Source organism: Serinicoccus kebangsaanensis (assembly GCF_008919445.1).
Taxonomy (GTDB): Bacteria; Actinomycetota; Actinomycetes; order Actinomycetales; family Dermatophilaceae; genus Ornithinicoccus; species Ornithinicoccus kebangsaanensis.
In genome coordinates, this window is sequence record NZ_VSLG01000014.1 from 62481 (window position 1) to 81137 (window position 18657).

General features: G+C 73.6%; 15 protein-coding genes and 1 riboswitch. Of the genes, 6 read left to right on the plus strand and 9 right to left on the minus strand.

Annotated elements, in window-relative coordinates; translation table 11 throughout:
* Window positions 1-43: 43 nt before the first annotated feature.
* Both FXF60_RS13665 and FXF60_RS13670 read right to left on the minus strand, forming a co-directional pair.
* Window positions 44-646 carry a TetR/AcrR family transcriptional regulator gene (locus tag FXF60_RS13665; RefSeq protein ID WP_151526530.1) on the minus strand — a complete coding sequence of 201 codons (603 nt, stop codon included), beginning with the start codon at window positions 644-646 and terminating at the stop codon, window positions 44-46.
* On the minus strand, window positions 643-3057 hold the full coding sequence (locus FXF60_RS13670) for a PEP/pyruvate-binding domain-containing protein (protein ID WP_202879642.1): 2415 nt from the start codon (window positions 3055-3057) through the stop codon (window positions 643-645). Before FXF60_RS13670 ends, FXF60_RS13665 begins: the two co-directional genes overlap by 4 nt.
* Window positions 3058-3142: 85 nt before the next feature.
* Between FXF60_RS13670 and FXF60_RS13675 the strand changes: the two genes are divergently transcribed.
* A complete protein-coding gene (locus FXF60_RS13675; protein WP_151526531.1) occupies window positions 3143-3445 on the plus strand; it encodes an MTH1187 family thiamine-binding protein in 303 nt (100 codons plus the stop codon).
* Between the two features lie 24 nt (window positions 3446-3469).
* Here FXF60_RS13675 and FXF60_RS13680 read toward each other — a convergent pair whose 3' ends face one another.
* The 3 genes from FXF60_RS13680 to FXF60_RS13690 form a co-directional block, all read right to left on the minus strand.
* Window positions 3470-4741: an NRAMP family divalent metal transporter gene (locus tag FXF60_RS13680; RefSeq protein ID WP_151526532.1), complete on the minus strand. Its 1272-nt coding sequence runs from the start codon at window positions 4739-4741 to the stop codon at window positions 3470-3472.
* Between the two features lie 145 nt (window positions 4742-4886).
* Window positions 4887-6080 (minus strand): glycosyltransferase family 4 protein, encoded by a 1194-nt coding sequence (locus tag FXF60_RS13685; RefSeq protein WP_151526533.1) that lies wholly within the window; start codon window positions 6078-6080, stop codon window positions 4887-4889.
* 20 nt (window positions 6081-6100) lie between these two features.
* A complete protein-coding gene (locus FXF60_RS13690; RefSeq protein WP_151526534.1) occupies window positions 6101-7351 on the minus strand; it encodes an NAD-dependent epimerase/dehydratase family protein in 1251 nt (416 codons plus the stop codon).
* Between the two features lie 144 nt (window positions 7352-7495).
* Between FXF60_RS13690 and FXF60_RS13695 the strand changes: the two genes are divergently transcribed.
* Window positions 7496-9199 (plus strand): ABC-F family ATP-binding cassette domain-containing protein, encoded by a 1704-nt coding sequence (locus tag FXF60_RS13695; RefSeq protein ID WP_151526535.1) that lies wholly within the window; start codon window positions 7496-7498, stop codon window positions 9197-9199.
* Window positions 9200-9386: 187 nt separating this feature from the next.
* Here FXF60_RS13695 and FXF60_RS13700 read toward each other — a convergent pair whose 3' ends face one another.
* The 4 genes from FXF60_RS13700 to FXF60_RS13715 are packed head-to-tail and all read right to left on the minus strand — an operon-like array spanning window position 9387 to window position 14698.
* Window positions 9387-10709 (minus strand): S1C family serine protease, encoded by a 1323-nt coding sequence (locus FXF60_RS13700; protein WP_151526536.1) that lies wholly within the window; start codon window positions 10707-10709, stop codon window positions 9387-9389.
* A gap of 44 nt (window positions 10710-10753) precedes the next feature.
* The gene (locus FXF60_RS13705) at window positions 10754-12244 is read right to left on the minus strand and encodes a sensor histidine kinase (RefSeq protein WP_151526537.1); all 1491 of its coding nucleotides are present in this window, start codon (window positions 12242-12244) and stop codon (window positions 10754-10756) included.
* Between the two features lie 13 nt (window positions 12245-12257).
* Window positions 12258-12965: a response regulator transcription factor gene (locus FXF60_RS13710; RefSeq protein ID WP_151526538.1), complete on the minus strand. Its 708-nt coding sequence runs from the start codon at window positions 12963-12965 to the stop codon at window positions 12258-12260.
* A gap of 53 nt (window positions 12966-13018) precedes the next feature.
* A complete protein-coding gene (locus tag FXF60_RS13715) occupies window positions 13019-14698 on the minus strand; it encodes a DNA repair helicase XPB (protein WP_151526539.1) in 1680 nt (559 codons plus the stop codon).
* Between the two features lie 129 nt (window positions 14699-14827).
* Window positions 14828-14958: riboswitch (FMN riboswitch) on the plus strand.
* A 117-nt stretch (window positions 14959-15075) separates the two neighbouring features.
* Between FXF60_RS13715 and ribD the strand changes: the two genes are divergently transcribed.
* From ribD to ribH, 4 genes are read left to right on the plus strand one after another with little or no spacing between them, the layout of a single operon-like run.
* On the plus strand, window positions 15076-16137 hold the full coding sequence (gene ribD, locus FXF60_RS13720) for a bifunctional diaminohydroxyphosphoribosylaminopyrimidine deaminase/5-amino-6-(5-phosphoribosylamino)uracil reductase RibD (RefSeq protein WP_151526540.1): 1062 nt from the start codon (window positions 15076-15078) through the stop codon (window positions 16135-16137).
* Window positions 16137-16736 (plus strand): riboflavin synthase, encoded by a 600-nt coding sequence (locus FXF60_RS13725; RefSeq protein WP_151526541.1) that lies wholly within the window; start codon window positions 16137-16139, stop codon window positions 16734-16736. Before ribD ends, FXF60_RS13725 begins: the two co-directional genes overlap by 1 nt.
* The gene (ribB, locus tag FXF60_RS13730; protein ID WP_151526542.1) at window positions 16733-18052 is read left to right on the plus strand and encodes a 3,4-dihydroxy-2-butanone-4-phosphate synthase; all 1320 of its coding nucleotides are present in this window, start codon (window positions 16733-16735) and stop codon (window positions 18050-18052) included. The genes FXF60_RS13725 and ribB overlap by 4 nt, the downstream gene beginning before the upstream one ends.
* Entirely contained in the window at window positions 18049-18513 is a 465-nt protein-coding gene (gene ribH, locus FXF60_RS13735) for a 6,7-dimethyl-8-ribityllumazine synthase (protein WP_151526543.1), read from the plus strand. Before ribB ends, ribH begins: the two co-directional genes overlap by 4 nt.
* Window positions 18514-18657: the final 144 nt, after the last annotated feature.

Genomic DNA, 18657 nt, shown 5'->3' on the forward strand with positions numbered 1-18657 from the left:
AGGGGAAGAGAGCATACTCCTGCGCCGCGGGGACGCGGGGCGCTCAGCCGTCGGCGACGGACAGCAGCGGGAGCACGACCTCGTCGACGATCTCGACGACGACGTGATCGGGAATCGGTGCGCCGTGGGTGATGAAGTGGTGGCGGAGCAGCGCCGGCCCCGCCTCCACCCGGCGGTCCGTGACCCGGAGCGCGTCCACCTCCCCCCGCGCGACCGCACGGTCGACCAGCACCCGCATCGCCCGCATGGTGGAGCCGCCTGGGTGCGAGCGGACGCGGGCGGCACGGGTCGGGTCGAGCAGCGAGTCGGCCAGGACCGCCGACAGCGCGTGGCCCGCCGGCCCGGCGAGCTGGGTGGCGATCCGTCGCATGAGCGTCAGCAGGTCGGTGCGCAGCGTGCCGGTGTCGGGAGGCGAGTCGAGGTCGGGGAAGGCGTGCTGCACGGCGTCCATGAGGAGCGGGGTCTTGCCCGGCCAGCGGCGGTAGAGCGAGGCCTTGCTCGCCTGCGCCCGCTGCGCGACCCGCTCCATCCGCAGCTCGCCGTAGCCCACCTCGGCGAGCTCGGCGAGCGCCGCCTCCAGGATCGCCGCCTCCAGGGCGGCACCCCGGCGCCGGGGCGCCGCGCGGTGGTCCGGCGCGGGGCTCACGGGTCGACCGCCGGGGCCGCCGTGACGGCCCCGGCGTCGCCGTCGACGGTGACCTGCTGCCCGTCGATGAGCTGCCGCGTGCCGACCGCCGTGCCCATGACGGCCGGCACGCCGTACTCCCGCGCCACGATCGCCGCGTGCGAGCCGATCCCGCCGGTGTCCACGACGACGGCGACCGCGCGCTGGAAGAGCGGGGTCCACGAGGGGTTCGTGTAGGGGCAGACGAGCACGTCCCCGGACCGGAGCCGACCGAAGTCGCCCGGGTCGCGGATCACCCGGACCGGGCCGGTGGCGCGACCACTGCTGGCCGGGGTGCCCGACACGAGCGCGCCTGTCGGGGTGTCCCCCGCGGTGCGGAAGGCCGAGGGGGCGATGAGCGGGACCGTCGCCAGCTCGTCCCGGCGCGCGCGGCGGCGGGCGACCGTGGCCCGCAGCCTCTCGGCCTCCGCGCCGGAGACAGTGTCGGCGGCGGGGTCACCGAGCGCGGCGACCTCCTCCCAGCGCAGGTGCCAGATGTCGTCCGGCTGCCGCAGCACGCCCGCCGCGGCGAGCCGGCGGCCGACCTCGAGGACCACGCCACGCAGCACGGGCAGCACCCGGGTGGCCTGGAAGTGGGAGTCCTCGCGCAGGGCGATCCCCGCCCGCGCACCGTGCAGCAGGCGGCGGACGCGGCCCCGGAGCGGGCCGGCGAGCAGCGGGTGGGACAGCAGGTGCCGCTCCGCCGCGGCCGCACCCGCCTCGTCCGTCGTCGGGCCGCCCTGGTCCAGGAGCACGCGCACCAGCGCCAGCACCGTCTCGGGAGCGTCCCGCCAGGTCGGCAGGGACAGGTAGAGCGGGCTCTCGGACTCGCGGTGGCCGAAGCGCGCCAGGAAGGCCTCGAGGCTCGTCCGGAAGGCGGCGAAGCGGTCGTCGGTGAGCGCCGACTGCGGGGCGTCGGACCGCAGCACGGCGACGAGCTCCTCGTCGGTGCGAGCCAGGTCGGCCAGCGCCTGGAGCGCCTCGTTGCAGGCCTGCGTCGCGGTGCGGGTGCCCCGGGTCAGCAGCGGCGACCACCTCCCGAGGGCGAGCGCGACGAGGCGGAGGCCGGCGATGGCGGCGCCGGCCCTGGGCAGGTAGTCCACCCGCAGGTCGGTGACCAGGTCGCCCGCCGCGACGGCGTCCCGCTGGGTGGTGAGCAACCGGCCCCAGGCGAGGGCGGGCAGGTCCAGCCGATCCAGCCTGGCGACCTCGGCGTCGAACCTCACCCACCGCGGGTCCTCCTGCCACCGTGCCGGGTCGTAGCGGCGCAGTCGAGGCAGGTTCCGGGCCGGCGCGGTGAGCAGGTCCGCCGTGGGTCGCGGGTGCGGCGGCACGAACCGCTCGACCACGCCGTCCTGCTCGGGCAGCACCTCGTCGAAGGAGATCTCCAGCCCCGGGATCTCGCGCAGCATGCGGTGCACCATCCGGCCCAGCCCGGGGACGACCCAGGCGCTCACGTCCATCGGGAAGGGCCGGGCCGGGAGCATCTCGAGGATCTGCGGGCCGGTGACCCGTTGGATCCGGGACAGGCGGACCGGCGGTGGGGGGAGCGCCGTCATCGGCCGTGCCTGCAGCAGCGAGGGGCCGTCGCCGGTGGTGGCCCACTCGATGTCCTGCGGACGTCCGAAGTGGTCCGCGACCTGCTGCCCCAGGGCGGCCAGCTCGACGAGGCGGGGATCGGGCAGGGTCCGCTCGGCCTCGCCGCGGGTCCGCTCCCGGACCAGACCGCCGGAGACGACCACGCTCTCCGGGGTGACCTCGCCGGAGACGAGTGCCTCACCGAGGCCGGGGGCGGCGTTGATGACGACCTCGTCGCGCGCGCCGGTGAGCGGGTTCGCGGTGAACATCACGCCGGCGAACTCGGCCGGCACCATCTCCTGGACGACCACGGCGATGCCCACCTCGTCGGCCGGGATCCCCAGCCTGCGGCGGTAGGCGATGGCGCGCTCGGTCCACAGCGAGGCCCAGCAGTCGCTCACCGCGCGCAGCAGCGGCTCCGGCCCGGACACGTCGAGGAAGGTGTCCTGCTGGCCGGCGAAGGCCGCACCCGGCAGGTCCTCGGCGGTGGCGCTGGAGCGGACGGCGACGGGCGGCTCACCCAGCTCGGCGTATGCCCTGAGGATCTCCTCGCGCAGGTCGTCCGGGACGTCGGCGCTCGCCAGCCGCTGCCGGACCGCGCCGCCGTCACCGAGGTCCTCACCCACCGGCAGGTCCGCGCGCCCCGCGACCTCGGCATACCCCTCCGTGGTGACGACGAACCCGCCCGGCACCGGCAGGCCGGCGCGGATCAGCTCGCCGAGGTTCGCGCCCTTGCCGCCGGCCAGCGCGAGGTCGTCGGCCCCGACCTCCGCCAGCGGCAGGACCCGGCGCCGATCGACAGGTGTCTGGCTCACGTCCATCACCTCCACGTCTAGTGAACGAAGCGTACTCTATCTGACGACCCAGCAGCCGTCGAGGGAGCAGCGTTAGCGTGGGTCCATGCTGTTCGCCTTCTCCGTCGCCCCGACCACCGCAGACGAGACCGGCTCGGTGAGTGCCGCCGTCGCCGACGCCCTCCGCGTCGTGCGTGACTCCGGGCTGCCCTACGAGCTGACCTCGATGTTCACCACCATCGAGGGGGAGTGGGACGAGGTCATGCCGGTGATCAAGGCCGCCTGCGACGCGGTGGCCGAGCACTCACCGCGCGTCTCGCTGGTGGTCAAGGCCGACCTGCGCCCGGGGCACACCGGTCAGCTCACCGCCAAGGTGGACCGGGTCAACGCCCAGCTGTCCGCGGACTGACCGGCGCCGCCGCGTGCCGGACGGTCAGGCCAGCAGGCCGGTCTGCGAGGCCAGGAAGAGCAGCGCGAACCCGACGAGGAAGACCAGACCGACGTAGGACAGCACCCGCATGCTGCTCGACAGCTGACGCTCGCTGCGGATGATGGAGAAGTTCAGCCAGGCGAAGACCGGTGCCGTGAGGAAGGCGCTGATCATCGCGAACCGGAGCATGTCGGCCAGCGACGCGCTCATCCACACCACGATCGCCAGCGCGACGATCGAGATCCCGGTGATCCACAGGTCCTTCGAGCGGCTGCTCATCTCCGGGCTCCCGCGCAGCAACCGCACCGACTCGGCGCAGGCACGCGCATACCCGTCGACGACGGAGATCACCGTGCCGAACATGCAGGCGAAGGCGATCAGCGCCATCAGCGGCACCGCCCACTCGCCGATCGCCGCGCCGTACATGCTCATCAGCTGGGGGATGTAGGCGCCGCCGGCCATCTGCAGCTCCTGGCCGCTGCCGTACTGCACGAACACGCCCAGCCCGATGAAGAAGACGGCCAGCACGGTGGACACGACATAGCCGGTGTTGAAGTCGAAGAGGACGTCGCGGACCGCGAGCCGCCGGCCCTGGCCCTTGGCCTTGACCCACAGCGAGTTGAGCGCGCTGATCTCGATCGGCGCCGGCATCCAGCCGATCACCGCGACCAGGAAGGGCAGCGTCGCGAGCGTCCACGGCGAGGGGTCCTCGAAGGCTGGCTGGCGCACGGCGCCCTGGCCCGCCGCCATGGCCACGGCGACGACGGTGGAGACGGCGAGCACGGCCATGATGATCTTGGTGACGCCGTCCAGGGCCTTGTAGTGGCCGCCGACGAGCAGCAGCAGCGTCACGGCGAGCAGGCCGGTCGCGAGCACCGGCACCCCGAGCCCCCAGGACGCCGGGAGCAGGTAGGCCAGGATCACCGTGCAGAGCAGCGCCACCCCGGCGGTCGAGATGACCGAGGACACGGCGGCGAGCACGAAGAACACCCAGAGGTATGCCGTGCCCCGCCTGGCGTAGCCCTCGACCAGGCTGCGGCCGGTCTCGGCGGCATACTGCGGCCCGAACCGGAAGAAGGGGTACTTCAGCACGTTGGCCAGCACGATCAGCCAGACCAGCTGCCAGCCGAAGAGTGCGCCCGCCTGGGTGGAGGAGATGAGGTGGGAGGCGCCGATCGCGGCGGACGCCGCCAGCAGGCCTGGCCCCATCGCCCCCCACCGGCTGCGCCAGGTCGAGCGCTCGTGCACGGTCGTGGTATCCCCGTCGATCACCATGAGCCGCACGCTAGCACCGCGGTGGGTGGGTGCTGCCCCGGCGACACGTGGCCACCGCGGTGGGTGGGTGCTGCCCTGGCGACAGGTGGCCACCGCGGTGGGTGCGTGCTGCCCCGGCGACAGGTAGCCACCGCGGTGGGCTCCGTCAGCGGGGGCCCAGGTCGCGGTGCTGGCGTGCCCGCAATGGCTTCACCACCGGACGGCGACCGGTATGCCGCTCCACCGCCAGCTCGTAGGAGCTCACCAGCGACTCGGTCGAGGCGCGCCACGAGTGGGTCTGCGCGTCGGCACGGGCGGCCGCGCCCATCCGGTCCTTCAGTCCCGGCTCGAGCAGGATCCGCCGCAACCGATCGGCATACCCGGCCGTGTCCCCGGGCTCGACCAGGAAGCCGGTCACACCGTCCTCGATGACGAAGGGAATGCCGCCGGCGCGCGCGCCCACCACCGGCACGCCGCTGGCCATCGACTCCAGCGCGACCAGCCCGAGCGTCTCGGTGGTCGAGGGGAAGGCGAAGGCGTCCGCGCTCGCGTAGGCCGCCGCGAGCTCCTCACCGGCCAGGTAGCCGGTGAAGACGGTCGGGGTGCCGGCGAACATCGCCTCCAGCTCCTGCCGGGCCGGGCCGGACCCGACGAAGGCGAGCCGGACCCCGTCGGCCGCCAGCGCCCGGATCGGCTCCAGCAGCTGGTCCAGGTCCTTCTCCCGGGACAGCCGGCCCACGTAGAGCACGACCGGCGAGTCGGGGTGGCCGTCGGTGAGCCGGTCGCGCATCTGCGCGGACCGCCGGGAGGGGTGGTAGCCGACGGTGTCGACCGCCTTCGGCCACAGGTCGACCTCGCGGATCCCCACCTCCCGCGCCCGGGCGACCATCTGCGCCGAGGTGCACAGGTTGACCTCGGCGAGGTTGTGCATACCGGTGATCCACGCCTGGCTCGGGGCGCGCAGCAGGGACAGCCCGTTGCCGAGGCGGGTGGTGTACGAGGGGACGTCGGTGTGGAAGCTCGCCAGCAGCGGCAGGTTGCGGCGCCGCGCCGAGATCACGCCGTAGGCCGCGAGCCACACCGGGTTGACCGCGTGCACGATCTCGGGGTGGAAGGCCTGCATCTCCCGGGCGATCCGCGCGGTCGGGAGCCCTACCTGGATCTCGGGGTACCACGGCTGGAAGGACACCGACCGGACCTTCACCACCCGGTGCGGCCCGTAGCTGGTCGGCGGCTCGCCCGGCGCGAAGATCAGCGCCTCGTGGCCGAGGTCGGTCAGCTGGTCCAGGGTGCGGGTGATGCGGGTGACGACCCCGTCGACCTTGGGCAGGAAGACCTCGGTGAAGAGCGCGATGCGCATGGGGTATGCCGCCGCCCGGGTCAGGCGGAGTGCTCCACGATGCCCCCGGTCGGCTCGGTGGTGGGTGCGGTGCGGCCCGCGCGCGAGGCCGGGACGCCGGCCTGCTGGGCCGCGGTCCAGGTCGAAGTGCACGGGATCTTGTCCAGGTCGGCCCGGTCGGCATACCGCCGGGCGACGTCCTCGACCTCCATCAGCAGCCCTTCCTCGAGCAGCGTGGGCTCCAGGCCCAGGTCGATGAAGGTCTCGTTGTGCACGTGCAGCTCGTTCTCCGCCGCCTCGTGCCGCGGGTTGGGCACGAGCTCGACCTCGGCGTCGCTGATCCGGCCGACCAGCTCGGCGAGGTCGCGCACCCGGTGGGTCTGGGTCATCTGGTTGAAGATCTTGACCCGGTCGCCGCGCGCCGGGGGGTTGGCCAGCGCGATCTCGACGCAGCGCACCATGTCCTGGATGTGGATGAACGCGCGGGTCTGGCCGCCGGTGCCGTGCACGGTGAGCGGGTAGCCGACCGCGGCCTGCATGAGGAAGCGGTTGAGCACGGTGCCGTAGTCGCCGTCGTAGTCGAACCGGTTGATCAGCCGCTCGTCGCGCAACGTCTGGTCGGTGTGCGTGCCCCAGATGATGCCCTGGTGCAGGTCGGTGATCCGCAGCGCGTCGTTCTTGGCGTAGTAGGCGAACAGCTGCTGGTCCAGGCACTTGGTCATGTGGTAGACCGACCCGGGGTTGGTGGGGTAGAGGATCTGCTGCTCCACGCGGGACCCGTCGTCCCCGACGATCTCCACGTCGAGGTAGCCCTCCGGGATCGACATCCCGGCCGTGCCGTAGCCGTAGACGCCCATCGTGCCCAGGTGCACCAGGTGCGCGTCCAGGCCGGTCTCGACGAGGGCGCACAGCAGGTTGTGGGTCGTGCCGGTGTTGTTGTCGACGGTGTAGCGCTTGTGCCGCGGGGACTTCATCGAGTAGGGCGCGGAGCGCTGCTCGGCGAAGTGGACCACCGCGTCCGGGCGCTCGGTGCGCAGCAGGTCGACCAGACCCTCGTAGTCCGTGGCCAGGTCCAGCTCCACGAACCGCATCGGTGCCCCGCCCACGGACTCCCAGGCGGCCAGCCGCTCCTCCATTGAGGCGATCGGCGTCAGCGACGAGGCCCCGAGCTCCTCGTCGATCCGCCGTCGCGACAAGTTGTCGACGATGAGGACCTGGTGGCCGAGGTCGGCGAGGTGTAGCGACGCGGGCCAGCCGCAGAAGCCGTCACCGCCGAGCACAGCGATCTTCACGGGTGCTCCTTGGAGTCGGGATGGGCCCCGCACCGGGGCGCACGGGGGTCAACGTATCAATGCTGGCCGGATGCACCCTCCTCGCCGAGCCCGGTGCCCGGAAAACGGCTGGGACCAGACCCCCCGACCAGGGAGGATGGCCCCATGGGCCATGTCGACGTCTCCGGTGTGGGCTTCACCCTGCCCGACGGCCGCCCGCTGCTGCGCGACATCGGCCTGCGCATCGGCGACGGCGCCCGGGTCGCCCTGGTGGGCCCGAACGGCAGCGGCAAGACGACGCTGCTGCGGATCGTCGCCGACGAGCTCCGGCCGCACGAGGGGTCGGTGTCCCGGGGCGGCGGGCTCGGGGTGATGCCGCAGTTCATCGGCACCATGGGTCGCGACGTCGAGGACGGTATGCCCGCCCCCACCGTGCGCGACCTGCTCGTCTCGGTCGCGCCGGCACGCATCCGGGTGGCCGCGGCGGCCGTGGACGCGGCCGAGCTGGCGATCATGGAGGTGGACGACGAGCCGGCGCAGCTCGGCTACGCCCAGGCGCTGGCCGACTGGGCCGACGTCGGGGGCTACGAGCAGGAGACGCTCTGGGACGTCTGCACGGTCGCGGCCCTCGGCATACCTTTCGAGCAGGCGCAGTGGCGCGGCACCGACACGCTGTCCGGCGGCGAGCAGAAGCGGCTGGCGCTGGAGGCGCTGCTGCGCGGACCGGACGAGGTGCTGCTGCTGGACGAGCCGGACAACTACCTCGACGTCCCGGCCAAGCGCTGGTTGGAGGACCAGCTCCGGGCCAGCACCAAGACCATCCTGCTGATCAGCCACGACCGCGAGCTGCTGGCGCGGGCGGCCACCCGGGTCGCGACGCTGGAGCCGGGCGCGGCGGGCAGCACGCTGTGGGTCCACCCGGGCAGCTTCGCCACCTGGCACGAGGCGCGCACCGAGCGCAACGCCCGGCTCGAGGAGGCGCGCCGCCGCTGGGACGAGGAGCACGGCAAGCTGCGCGACCTGATGCTGCGCTACAAGGCCAAGGCCGCCTACAACGCGGACATGGCCAGCCAGTACCAGGCGGCACAGACCCGGCTGCGCCGGTTCGAGGAGGCCGGGCCGCCCGAGGCGGTGGCCCTCGAGCAGCGGGTGCGGATGCGGCTGCGCGGCGGACGGACGGCGAAGCGGGCGGTGATCTGCGAGGGCCTGGAGCTCACCGGTCTGATGCGACCCTTCGACCTCGAGGTCTGGTACGGCGACCGGGTCGCGGTGCTGGGGTCCAACGGCTCGGGCAAGTCGCACTTCCTGCGCCTGCTGGCCGCCGGTGGCAGCGACCCGGAGCCGGAGCACCGGCCGGTCGGCGACGTCGTCCCGGCGCCGGTGCGGCATGCCGGGGTGGGGCGGCTGGGAGCCAGGGTGCGTCCCGGGTGGTTCGCGCAGACCCACGACCACCCGAGCCTGAGAGGCCGCACGCTGCTGGAGATCCTGCACCGTGGCGACGAGCACCGGCGCGGGATGCCGCGCGAGGAGGCCGCGCGGGTGCTGGACCGCTACGAGCTGGCCCGGGCGGGGGAGCAGCGGTTCGAGTCGCTGTCCGGTGGGCAGCAGGCGAGGGTGCAGATCCTGCTGCTGGAGCTCTCCGGCGCGACGCTGCTGCTGCTCGACGAGCCCACGGACAACCTCGACCTGCACTCCGCGGAGGCGCTGCAGGCCGGGCTGGACGCCTTCGAGGGGACGGTGCTCGCGGTCACCCACGACCGCTGGTTCGCAGGGTCGTTCGACCGGTTCCTCGTCTTCGGTGCCGACGGTCAGGTGCGCGAGAGCGACGGGCCGGTCTGGGACGAGGGCCGGGTGGCGCGGGCCCGCTGAGCGGTGGCCCCGGAGCCGAGCGCACTCCCAGCCGGTTCGTCAACTGTGCGCCGGAAAGTCAACCAACAGCCTGCTCGAGGAGGCTGCCAGTTGACGTTCCGGCTCCCAGACGAGGACCCGGGTGAGAGCCCGGTCCCAGGGGCGCCCACCGAGGAGCGCGGGTGCTTCCGGTGGGGTATGCCCGTGCCTACGGCTGCTCGTCCGGCCGGGTGGCCAGGGTGACGGTGACCTCGGCGCGCTCGCCGTCGCGGATGTAGGCGACGTCCGCCTCGTCGCCGGCACCACGCTCGCGGACCTGCCCGACCAGGGCGGTGGCGCCGGAGACGGGCTCGTCGTCGATGCCGACGATCAGGTCGCCGCTCTCCAGCCCCACCTCGGCGGCGGGGGAGTCGGGCTCGACCTGGGTGACGACGGCACCGGACACGGTCGCGCCGTCGGCCTCGGCCTGGGCGTCGTCGAGCCCGACGCCGAGGAAGGCGTGGGTCGCGGTGCCGGTCTCGATCAGCTGGTCGGCGATGAGCTGCACCTTGCCCGACGGGATGGCGAAGCCGATGCCGATGGAGCCGCTCTGGCCGCCCATGGCCGACCCCAGGGAGGCGATCGAGGAGTTGATGCCCACCAGCTCGCCGGCCGCGTTGACCAGCGCGCCGCCGGAGTTGCCCGGGTTGATCGCCGCGGACGTCTGGATGGCGTTGGTGAAGACCGCGGAGTTGGGGTCCGCCGGGTCGCTCGACCCCTGGGTGGTCACCGGGCGGTCCAGCGCGCTGACGATGCCGGTCGTGACCGTCCCGGACAGCCCGAGCGGGTTGCCGATCGCCATGACCGGGTCGCCGACGCCCAGCGCGGAGTCGTCGCCGATCGCGATCGGCGTCAGGCCGTCGGGGACGGAGTCCAGCTGGAGCACGGCCAGGTCGCTGGAGGGGTCGGTGCCCACGACCTCGGCGGGGTAGGACTGGCCGCCGGGCAGCGTGACCTGCACCTCCTGGGCGCCCTCCACGACGTGCGCGTTGGTGACGACGTGGCCCTGGTCGTCCCAGACCACGCCCGACCCGGAGCCCTGCCCGGACATGCCGGCCACGGCGATGGACACGGTGCTCGGGGTGACCGCCTCGGCGATCGAGCCCCAGTCCTGCTCGCCGGTCAGCGAGACGGTGGTGCCCTCCGCCTCGCCGGAGGCCTCCTCGGTGTCCGCCGGAGGGGCGCTGCTCCCGGCGGCCTGCCCGGCGCGGTCGTCGGAGAGCTGGATCGCGGCATACGTGCCGCCGGAGGCGAGCAGCGCGGCGAGCACGCTCGCCACCGCGATGTCGCCGAAGCGGCGGCGCTCACGGCGGGGCGACGACGGGGCGGGAGCCGGCGTGGCGGCAGGGGAGCCGTGCGCCTGCTGCTCCGTCCCGGGGCGCGCGGGAGGCACGGGCGCGGTGGCGTCCGGGTGGATAGGGCCGGTGGCGTCGGGGCCGGGGCCCTGGTGGTCGTGCGGGTAGCCCTGCGGGTCCTGCTGTGGCGTCGTCATGTCTCGATCACACCACGCTCACGTCGGCACAGCCTGGGCGCAGGCTATGAATCGGCTGGACGCCGATCCGCGGGCAGCTCGACCCTGAAGGTCGCCCCGCCGCCGGGGGTGGGGGTATGCCGGACCGAGCCGTGGTGCCGGCCGACGATCGCGGCGACGATCGCCAGCCCGAGCCCGGTGCCGCCGGAGGCGCGGCTGCGCGACTTGTCCGCACGATAGAAGCGCTCGAAGACGCGGTCGCCGGTGTCCTCCGCGAGTCCCTGCCCGTGGTCGCGGACCTCCACGACGACGGTGCCGTCGGCGCGCCCGACGGCGACCTCGACCGGCGTCCCCGCAGGCGTGTGCGCCAGGGCGTTGGCGACCAGGTTGGTGAGCACCTGACGCAGCGCACCGTCCTCGCCGGTGACGACCGGAGCCGCCTGGGGATCGGTGCCGGGCAGCGGCACGAGGCGCACCGTGCGCTCGGGTGCCCGCACCCGGGCGTCCTGCACCACGTCCGAGGCGAGGACGGTCAGGTCCACCCGGGTCGGCGCCATCTGCGGCTGGGAGTCCCACCGGGTCAGGGTGAGCAGGTCTTCGACGAGGCGGGTCATCCGGGTCGCCTCGTCCTCGATCCGGCGCATCGCCCCGGCGACGTCCTCGGGACCGGACATGGCCCCGAACCGGTGCAGCTCGGCATACCCCTTGACCGTGGCGAGCGGGGTCCGCAGCTCGTGCGAGGCGTCCGCCACGAAGTCGCGCATCCGCTGCTCCGACGCCTCGCGGACGGCGAACGAGTGCTCGATGTGCGCGAGCATCGCGTTGAGCGACTCGGAGAGCGAGCCGACCTCGTCCCGGGCACCGGGCGGGGGGATGCGCCGGGTGAGGTCGCCGGCCGCGATCGCCGCCGCGGTGTCCTCCATCCGGCTCAGCGGGCGGAAGGCGCGGCGCACGGCGAACCAGCCGAGCACGCCGACGACGACCATCGTGGTCAGGCCGATGACGAAGGTGAGGAAGGCGAGCTGGCGGGCCGTGCTGTCGACCTCGTCCAGCGGCAGCGCGACCGCGATCGTGCCGGAGAACAGGCCCTGCTCGTTCTTCATCGGCAGCGCCAGCACCCGCCAGTCCCCGCCGCCGTGCGCGCTGTCTGTGGTGAAGGGTCCGCCGAGCCGCTCGTCGTCGATCGGGACGCGGGTGAGGTCCGGGGTGTCCTTCATGCCGCGGGAGGCGAGCGGGACCGTGCTGGCCGACGGGTCCACCGGGGTGAAGAGGATGTAGTAGGAGTTCGGTGGCAGCCACAGCTCGGCGCTGGTGTCCTCCTGCCCCGTCGCCTCCTCCAGCAGCTGCGCGGAGACCCGCTCGGCGAGCGGGTTGATGTAGGTCTCCAGGTCGGCGTCCACCCGGTCGACGAGGTAGCCGCGCAGCATGGTGATGGTCACCGAGGTGGTGAGCAGGTATGCCGCGAGCACCAGCAGCACCAGCACGGTCACCAGGCGTCGGGTCAGCGACAGCCCGTGGAGCTTGGCGTAGGCGGCGCGGCGCAGCTGCTGCAGCACGGAGGGGTATGCCTCAGCGCGGCTCGCGCAGCACGTAGCCCACGCCGCGCTTGGTGTGGATCAGCGGCTCGCCGATGACGTCGATCTTGCGCCGCAGGTAGGAGATGTAGGACTCCACGATGTTCATCTCGCCGCGGAAGTCGTAGTCCCACACGTGGTCCAGGATCTGGCTCTTGGACAGCACCCGCCCCGGGTTGAGCATGAGGTAGCGCAGCAGCTTGAACTCGGTGGGGGAGACCTCGATGACCTTCCCCGCGCGGCGCACCTCGTGGCTGTCCTCGTCCAGCTCCAGGTCGGCCACCCGGAGGGCGTGGTCGTCGCCGTCCTCGGCCACCCGGGTGCGGCGCAGCACGGCGCGGATCCGGGCGACCACCTCCTCCAGGCTGAACGGCTTGGTGACGTAGTCGTCACCTCCGACGGTCAGCCCCTTGATCTTGTCGTCCAGCGAGTCCTTGGCGGTGAGGAAGACGATCGGCAGGTCCAGCCCCCGCTCGCGCAGCGTGCGGGTCACGGTGAAGCCGTCCATGTCCGGCAGCATGATGTCGAGCACCGCGAGGTCGAAGTCGTGCTCGCCGGAGAGCTGCAGCGCGCTGCGGCCGTCGCCGGCGGCGTGCACCGCGAACCCGGCGAACTTCAGGCTCGTGGTGAGCAGCTCCCGGATGTTGGTCTCGTCCTCGACCACCAGCAGGGTGGCCTCCGGCTCGCTGTCGGTGGTGGTCATACACCCATCGTGGCGACGCAGGCTGAGGGTTTCCTGGGAATCGGCTGCGTGGGTCAGGCCGATCCGGACGTCACGGCGTCCAGATCGTCCGCGTCGACGATGCGGTAGGCATACCCCTGCTCGGCGAGGAACCGCTGCCGGTGGGCGGCGAACTCGGCGTCCACCGTGTCCCGCGTCACCAGCGTGTAGAAGTGCGCCGTCCGCCCGTCGCCCTTGGGCCGCAGCACCCGACCCAGCCGCTGCGCCTCCTCCTGCCGGGACCCGAAGGTGCCGGACACCTGGATGGCGACGCTGGCCTCGGGCAGGTCGATGGAGAAGTTCGCGACCTTGCTGACGACGAGCAGGCTGATCTCGCCCTCGCGGAACGCGCGGAACAGCTCCTGCCGGCGCGCCACCGTCGTCTCCCCGGTGATGAGCGGCGCGTCCAGCCGGTCGGCCAGCTGCTCGAGCTGGTCGAGGTACTGCCCGATGACCAGCGTGGGCTGGCCGCGGTGGTGCGCCACCAGCCGGTCGACCACGGCGTCCTTGGCCGGTGCGCACGCCGCGAACCGGTAGCGCTCGTCCGGCTCGGCGACGGCATACGCCATCCGCATCGCCTCCGGCATGCTCACCCGGACCTCGACGCAGTCCGCGGGCGCGATGTAGCCCTGCGTCTCGATGTCCTTCCACGGCGCGTCGAACCGCTTGGGGCCGATGAGCGAGAAGACGTCGGACTCGCGGCCGTCCTCGCGCACGAGCGTGGCGGTCAGGCCGAGGCGGCGACGCGCCTGCAGGTCGGCGGTCATCCGGAAGATGGGGGCCGGCAGCAGGTGCACCTCGTCGTAGACGATGAGGCCCCAGTCGCGGGCGTCGAGCAGGTCCAGGTGCGGGAAGACGCCCTTCCGCCTGAGCGTGAGGACCTGGTAGGTCGCGATGGTGACCGGGCGGATCTCCTTGCGGGAGCCGGAGTACTCCCCGATCTCGTCCTCGGTGAGCGAGGTGCGTCGCAGCAGCTCCTCGCGCCACTGCCGGGCGCTCACCGTGTTGGTGACGAGGATCAGGGTGGTGGTCGACGAGCGCGCCATCGCCCCCGCCCCGACCAGCGTCTTGCCCGCTCCGCAGGGGAGGACGACGACGCCGGAGCCGCCGTCCCAGAAGCCGTCGACGGCCTGCTGCTGGTAGGGCCGCAGGGACCAGTCGGCGGTGTCCAGGTCGATGGGGTGCGCCTCGCCGTCGACGTAGCCGGCGAGGTCCTCGGCGGGCCAGCCGACCTTGAGCAGCTCCTGCTTGAGGTGGCCGCGCTCGGAGGCGTGCACCCGCACCGTGTCGTCGTCCACGCGGTCGCCGACCAGGGGCTTGATCTTCTTGTGCCGCAGCACCTCTGCCAGCACGGCGCGGTCGGTGGTGCGCAGGATCAGCACCGGCTCCTCGCCGCCTTCCCCGGAGCCGACGACCTCCTTGGTGAGCGTGAGCCGGCCGTAGCGGGCCATCGTCTCGGCGACGTCGACCAGCAGCGACTGGGGCACGGGGAAGCGGCTGTGCTCGATCAGCGCGTGCACGACCTGCTCGGCGTCGTGCCCGGCGGCGCGGGCGTTCCACAGGCCGAGCGGGGTCACGCGGTAGGTGTGCACGTGCTCGGGTGCCCGCTCGAGCTCGGCGAAGGGCGCGATGTCGCGCCGCGCCGCCTCGGCGCCGTCGTGGTCGACCTCGAGCAGCAGGGTCTTGTCGGACTGGACGATCAGGGGGCCGTTCATCGTGGGCATAACGGTATGCCGCCCGTCCCGCATTCCGTCCCTCACCCACCGGGCGTCGCTCGTGGTTGCCCTGCCGCCCACCGGAGACGTCCGGTGCGGATCCGGCGCGCTAGACTGGCGGTGAACGACATACGCGCTCCGGGGTCGGTGAAACTCCGAGCCGGCGGTGACAGTCCGCGACCCGACCGCAGCCAGCGGCCGGTTGACCTGGTGGAACTCCAGGACCGACGGTGAAAGTCCGGAAGGGAGGCAGCGCGTGGGTCGGCGGCTCGACCGCCCACCCACCCGTCGCGGGCCACCGCGACGCGTGGCGGCGTGATCCGTCGTCCTACCTCACCTCCCTGCGTCCCCGGGCATCGACCTGGAGAGGACGTCCGGTGACCGGCCCCCCACTCGTCGGCGTCGACCTCGACGCCGCGCTCGACCGCGCCGTCGCCCTGGCGGGACGGGGCCCGGCACGCGACCGCAACCCCCGCGTGGGCTGCCTGCTGCTCGCGCCTGACGGCAGCATCGTCGCGGAGGGCCACCACGGCGGTGTCGGCACCCCGCACGCCGAGGCCACGGCGCTCGCCGCCGCCGGGCCGTCCGCACGGGGCACGACCGCGGTCGTCACGCTTGAGCCCTGCTCCCACCACGGGCGCACGCCGCCGTGCGCCGAGGCGCTGGTCGCGGCCGGTGTCGCGCAGGTCGTGTATGCCGTCGCCGACCCCACGCACGCGGGCGGCGGCGCGGCCCTGCTCGAGGCGGCGGGGGTGGGGGTGCGCGAGCACCGGCACACCGCGTCGGAGCGGCTGGTCGCCGACTGGGCGCGCGCCGCCGCCCTGGGGCGCCCGCACGTGACCTGGAAGGTGGCCAGCACCCTCGACGGACGGGTCGCGGCGGCCGACGGCACCAGCCGCTGGATCACCTCGCCGCAGGCGCGCGCCGAGGCGCACCGGGTCCGGACGCAGGTCGCCGCGGTCGTGGTGGGGACTGGGACCGCGCTGGCCGACGACCCCTCGCTCACCGCACGTGACCACCGCGACCGGCTGCTGCCGGACCAGCCGCTCCGGGTCGTGGTGGGTCACCGGGACCTGCCGGCCTCGAGCCGGCTCGCCGGCCCGGACGCAGGAGACGCCACGACCACCGAGGGGGAGGTGCTGCACCTGCGCACCCACGACCCGGTGCAGGTGCTCGCCGCGCTGCGCGAGCGGGGGGTGCACAGCGTCCTGCTCGAGGGCGGACCGACCCTCGCCGCAGCGTTCTGGCGGGCCGGTCTGGTCGACGAGCTGCTCGTCCACCTCGCCCCCGCCCTCCTCGGCGCCGGTCCCGGCGCCGTCCCCGACCTGGGCATCGGCACGATCGCCGACGCGGCCCGGCTGGAGCTGGTCGAGGTCGACCGGCTCGGCCCCGACCTGCAGCTGCGGCTGCGCCCCATCCCTCCTGAGGAGCTGCACTGATGTTCACCGGCATCGTCGAGGAGCTCGGCACGCTCGTCTCGCGCGCCGACGGGCCTGACGCGAGCGTCGTCGAGGTCCGCGGGCCGCTCGTGGTCGCGGACGCCACCCACGGCGCGTCCATCGCCGTCAACGGGGTCTGCCTGACCGTGACCGCGAGCACCGACGACGGCTTCGTCGCCGACGTCATGGCCGAGACCCTGGCCGTCACCACCCTGGGCGGGCTCGCCCCCGGCGACCCGGTCAACCTGGAGCGCTCGCTGCCGGTGGGTGGGCGGCTCGGCGGCCACATCGTGCAGGGACATGTCGACGGCACCACCACCGTCCGCTCGCGCACCCCGGGGGAGCGCTGGGAGGTGGTGCGGCTCGCGCTGCCCCCACAGCTGGCGAGGTATGTCGCGCACAAGGGCTCGATCGCCCTGGACGGGGTCTCGCTCACGGTGTCGGCGGTCGGACCGGACTGGTTCGAGGTCTCGCTCATCCCGACCACCCTGGAGCTGACCACCCTGGGCCACCGCGCGCCCGGGCAGGCGCTCAACGTCGAGGTCGACGTGCTGGCGAAGTATGCCGAGCGTCTCCTGGACCCGGAGCTGGCCCGATGAGCGCGACGGGCCTGGGCCGGGCGCTGGCGGCCCTGCGCGAGGGGCGGCCGGTGCTGGTCCTGGACGACGAGGACCGCGAGAACGAGGGCGACGTCGTGCTGGCCGCCGAGACGCTCACCCCCGCCTGGACCGGCTGGGCAATCCGGCACACCTCGGGCTTCCTCTGCGCGCCCGTGCCGCCGGAGGTGGCCGACCGGCTCGACCTGCCGGCCATGGTGGCCGACGACGCCAACGAGGACGAGCTGCGGACGGCATACACCATCACCGTGGACGCCGCCGACGGCGTCACGACGGGGATCAGCGCGGCCGACCGCTGCCGCACAGCGCAGGTGCTCGCCGACCCCGCGAGCGGGCCGGCCGACCTGCGCCGTCCGGGTCATCTCATCCCGCTGCGGTCGCGGGCCGGCGGGGTGCTCGCCCGGCCGGGGCACACGGAGGCCACGGTCGACCTGTGCCGGCTCGCCGGCCTGGCCCCGGTCGGCGTGATCGGCGAGCTGGTGGACGACGAGGGGGAGATGCTGCGCGGCCCGCAGGTGCACGCGCTCGCGGCCGAGCACGACCTGCCGGTCATCACCATCGCCGCGCTGGTCGCGCACCGGCAGCGCCACGACCGGGTGCAGCGGGTCGCGAGCTCCACCCTGCCGACCGAGCACGGGGACCTGGTGGTGCACGGCTACCGCGACCTGGTGACCGGTGCCGAGCACCTCGCCCTGCTGGGGGGCCCGGACCCCGGGCCGACCCCGCTGGTCCGGGTGCACTCCGAGTGCCTCACCGGTGAGGCGCTGGGGTCGCGACGGTGCGACTGCGGCCCGCAGCTGCAGGACGCGCTGGCCCGGATCGCGGTCGAGGGCGGCGCGGTGGTCTACCTGCGCGGGCACGAGGGACGCGGCGTGGGGCTGCTGGACAAGCTCCGGGCGTATGCCGTGCAGGACGACGGGCTGGACACGGTCGCCGCGCAGGAGGCGCTGGGTCTGCCGGTGGACGCCCGGGACTACGCGGTCGCCGCGGCGATCCTGGAGGACCTGGGCCTGGCCGCCCGGCCGCTGCGCGTCCTCACCCACAACCCGGACAAGGTCGCGGCCCTCACCGGCCTCGGCCTGGTCGTGGCGGAGACGCTGCCGTCCGGGCGACCGGCGCCGGCCGAGGCGCAGGCATACCTGCGGACCAAGGTCGAGCGGCTCGGTCACTCCCCGCACCTGCCCGCCACATCCCCTTCTGGACATGCCTTTCTGGGGGACGGGTCCCAGAAAGCCATGTCCAGACATGCGGTGAAGGGCACGCCGGACCCCACCCACGAGACGAGGAGCACAGCATGAGCAAGGCCGGAGCGCCCACCCTGACCGTCGACGGGCGAGGGCTGCGGGTCGCCGTCGTCGCCGCGTCGTGGCACACGACCGTCATGGACGGCCTGCTGGACGGGTCGCGGCGGGCCCTCGCCGAGGCCGGCGTGGAGGACGTGCGCGAGGTGCGCGTGCCGGGCAGCTTCGAGCTCCCGGTCGCCGCCGCCCGGCTCGCGCGGGAGCAGGGCGTGGACGCCGTGGTCGCCCTCGGGGTGGTCGTCCGGGGCGGCACACCGCACTTCGACTACGTCTGCCAGGCCGCGACCTCGGGGCTCACGCAGGTGTCGGTCGAGACTGGCGTGCCGGTCGGTTTCGGCGTGCTCACCTGCGACGACGAGGCGCAGGCGCTGGACCGGGCGGGGCTGCCCGACTCGAGCGAGGACAAGGGGCACGAGGCCGCGACCGCGGCGGTCGCCACGGCGCTGGCGCTGCGCTGACCCACCGGGCGTCGCGTGTGGTTGATCTCGGCGCCACCGGGCGTCGAGTGTGGTTGGCCTGGGTCCCACCGGGCTTCGAGTGTGGTTGGCCTCGGCCTCACCGGGCGTCGCGTGTGGTTGGTTTCTGACCCACCGGGCGTCGCG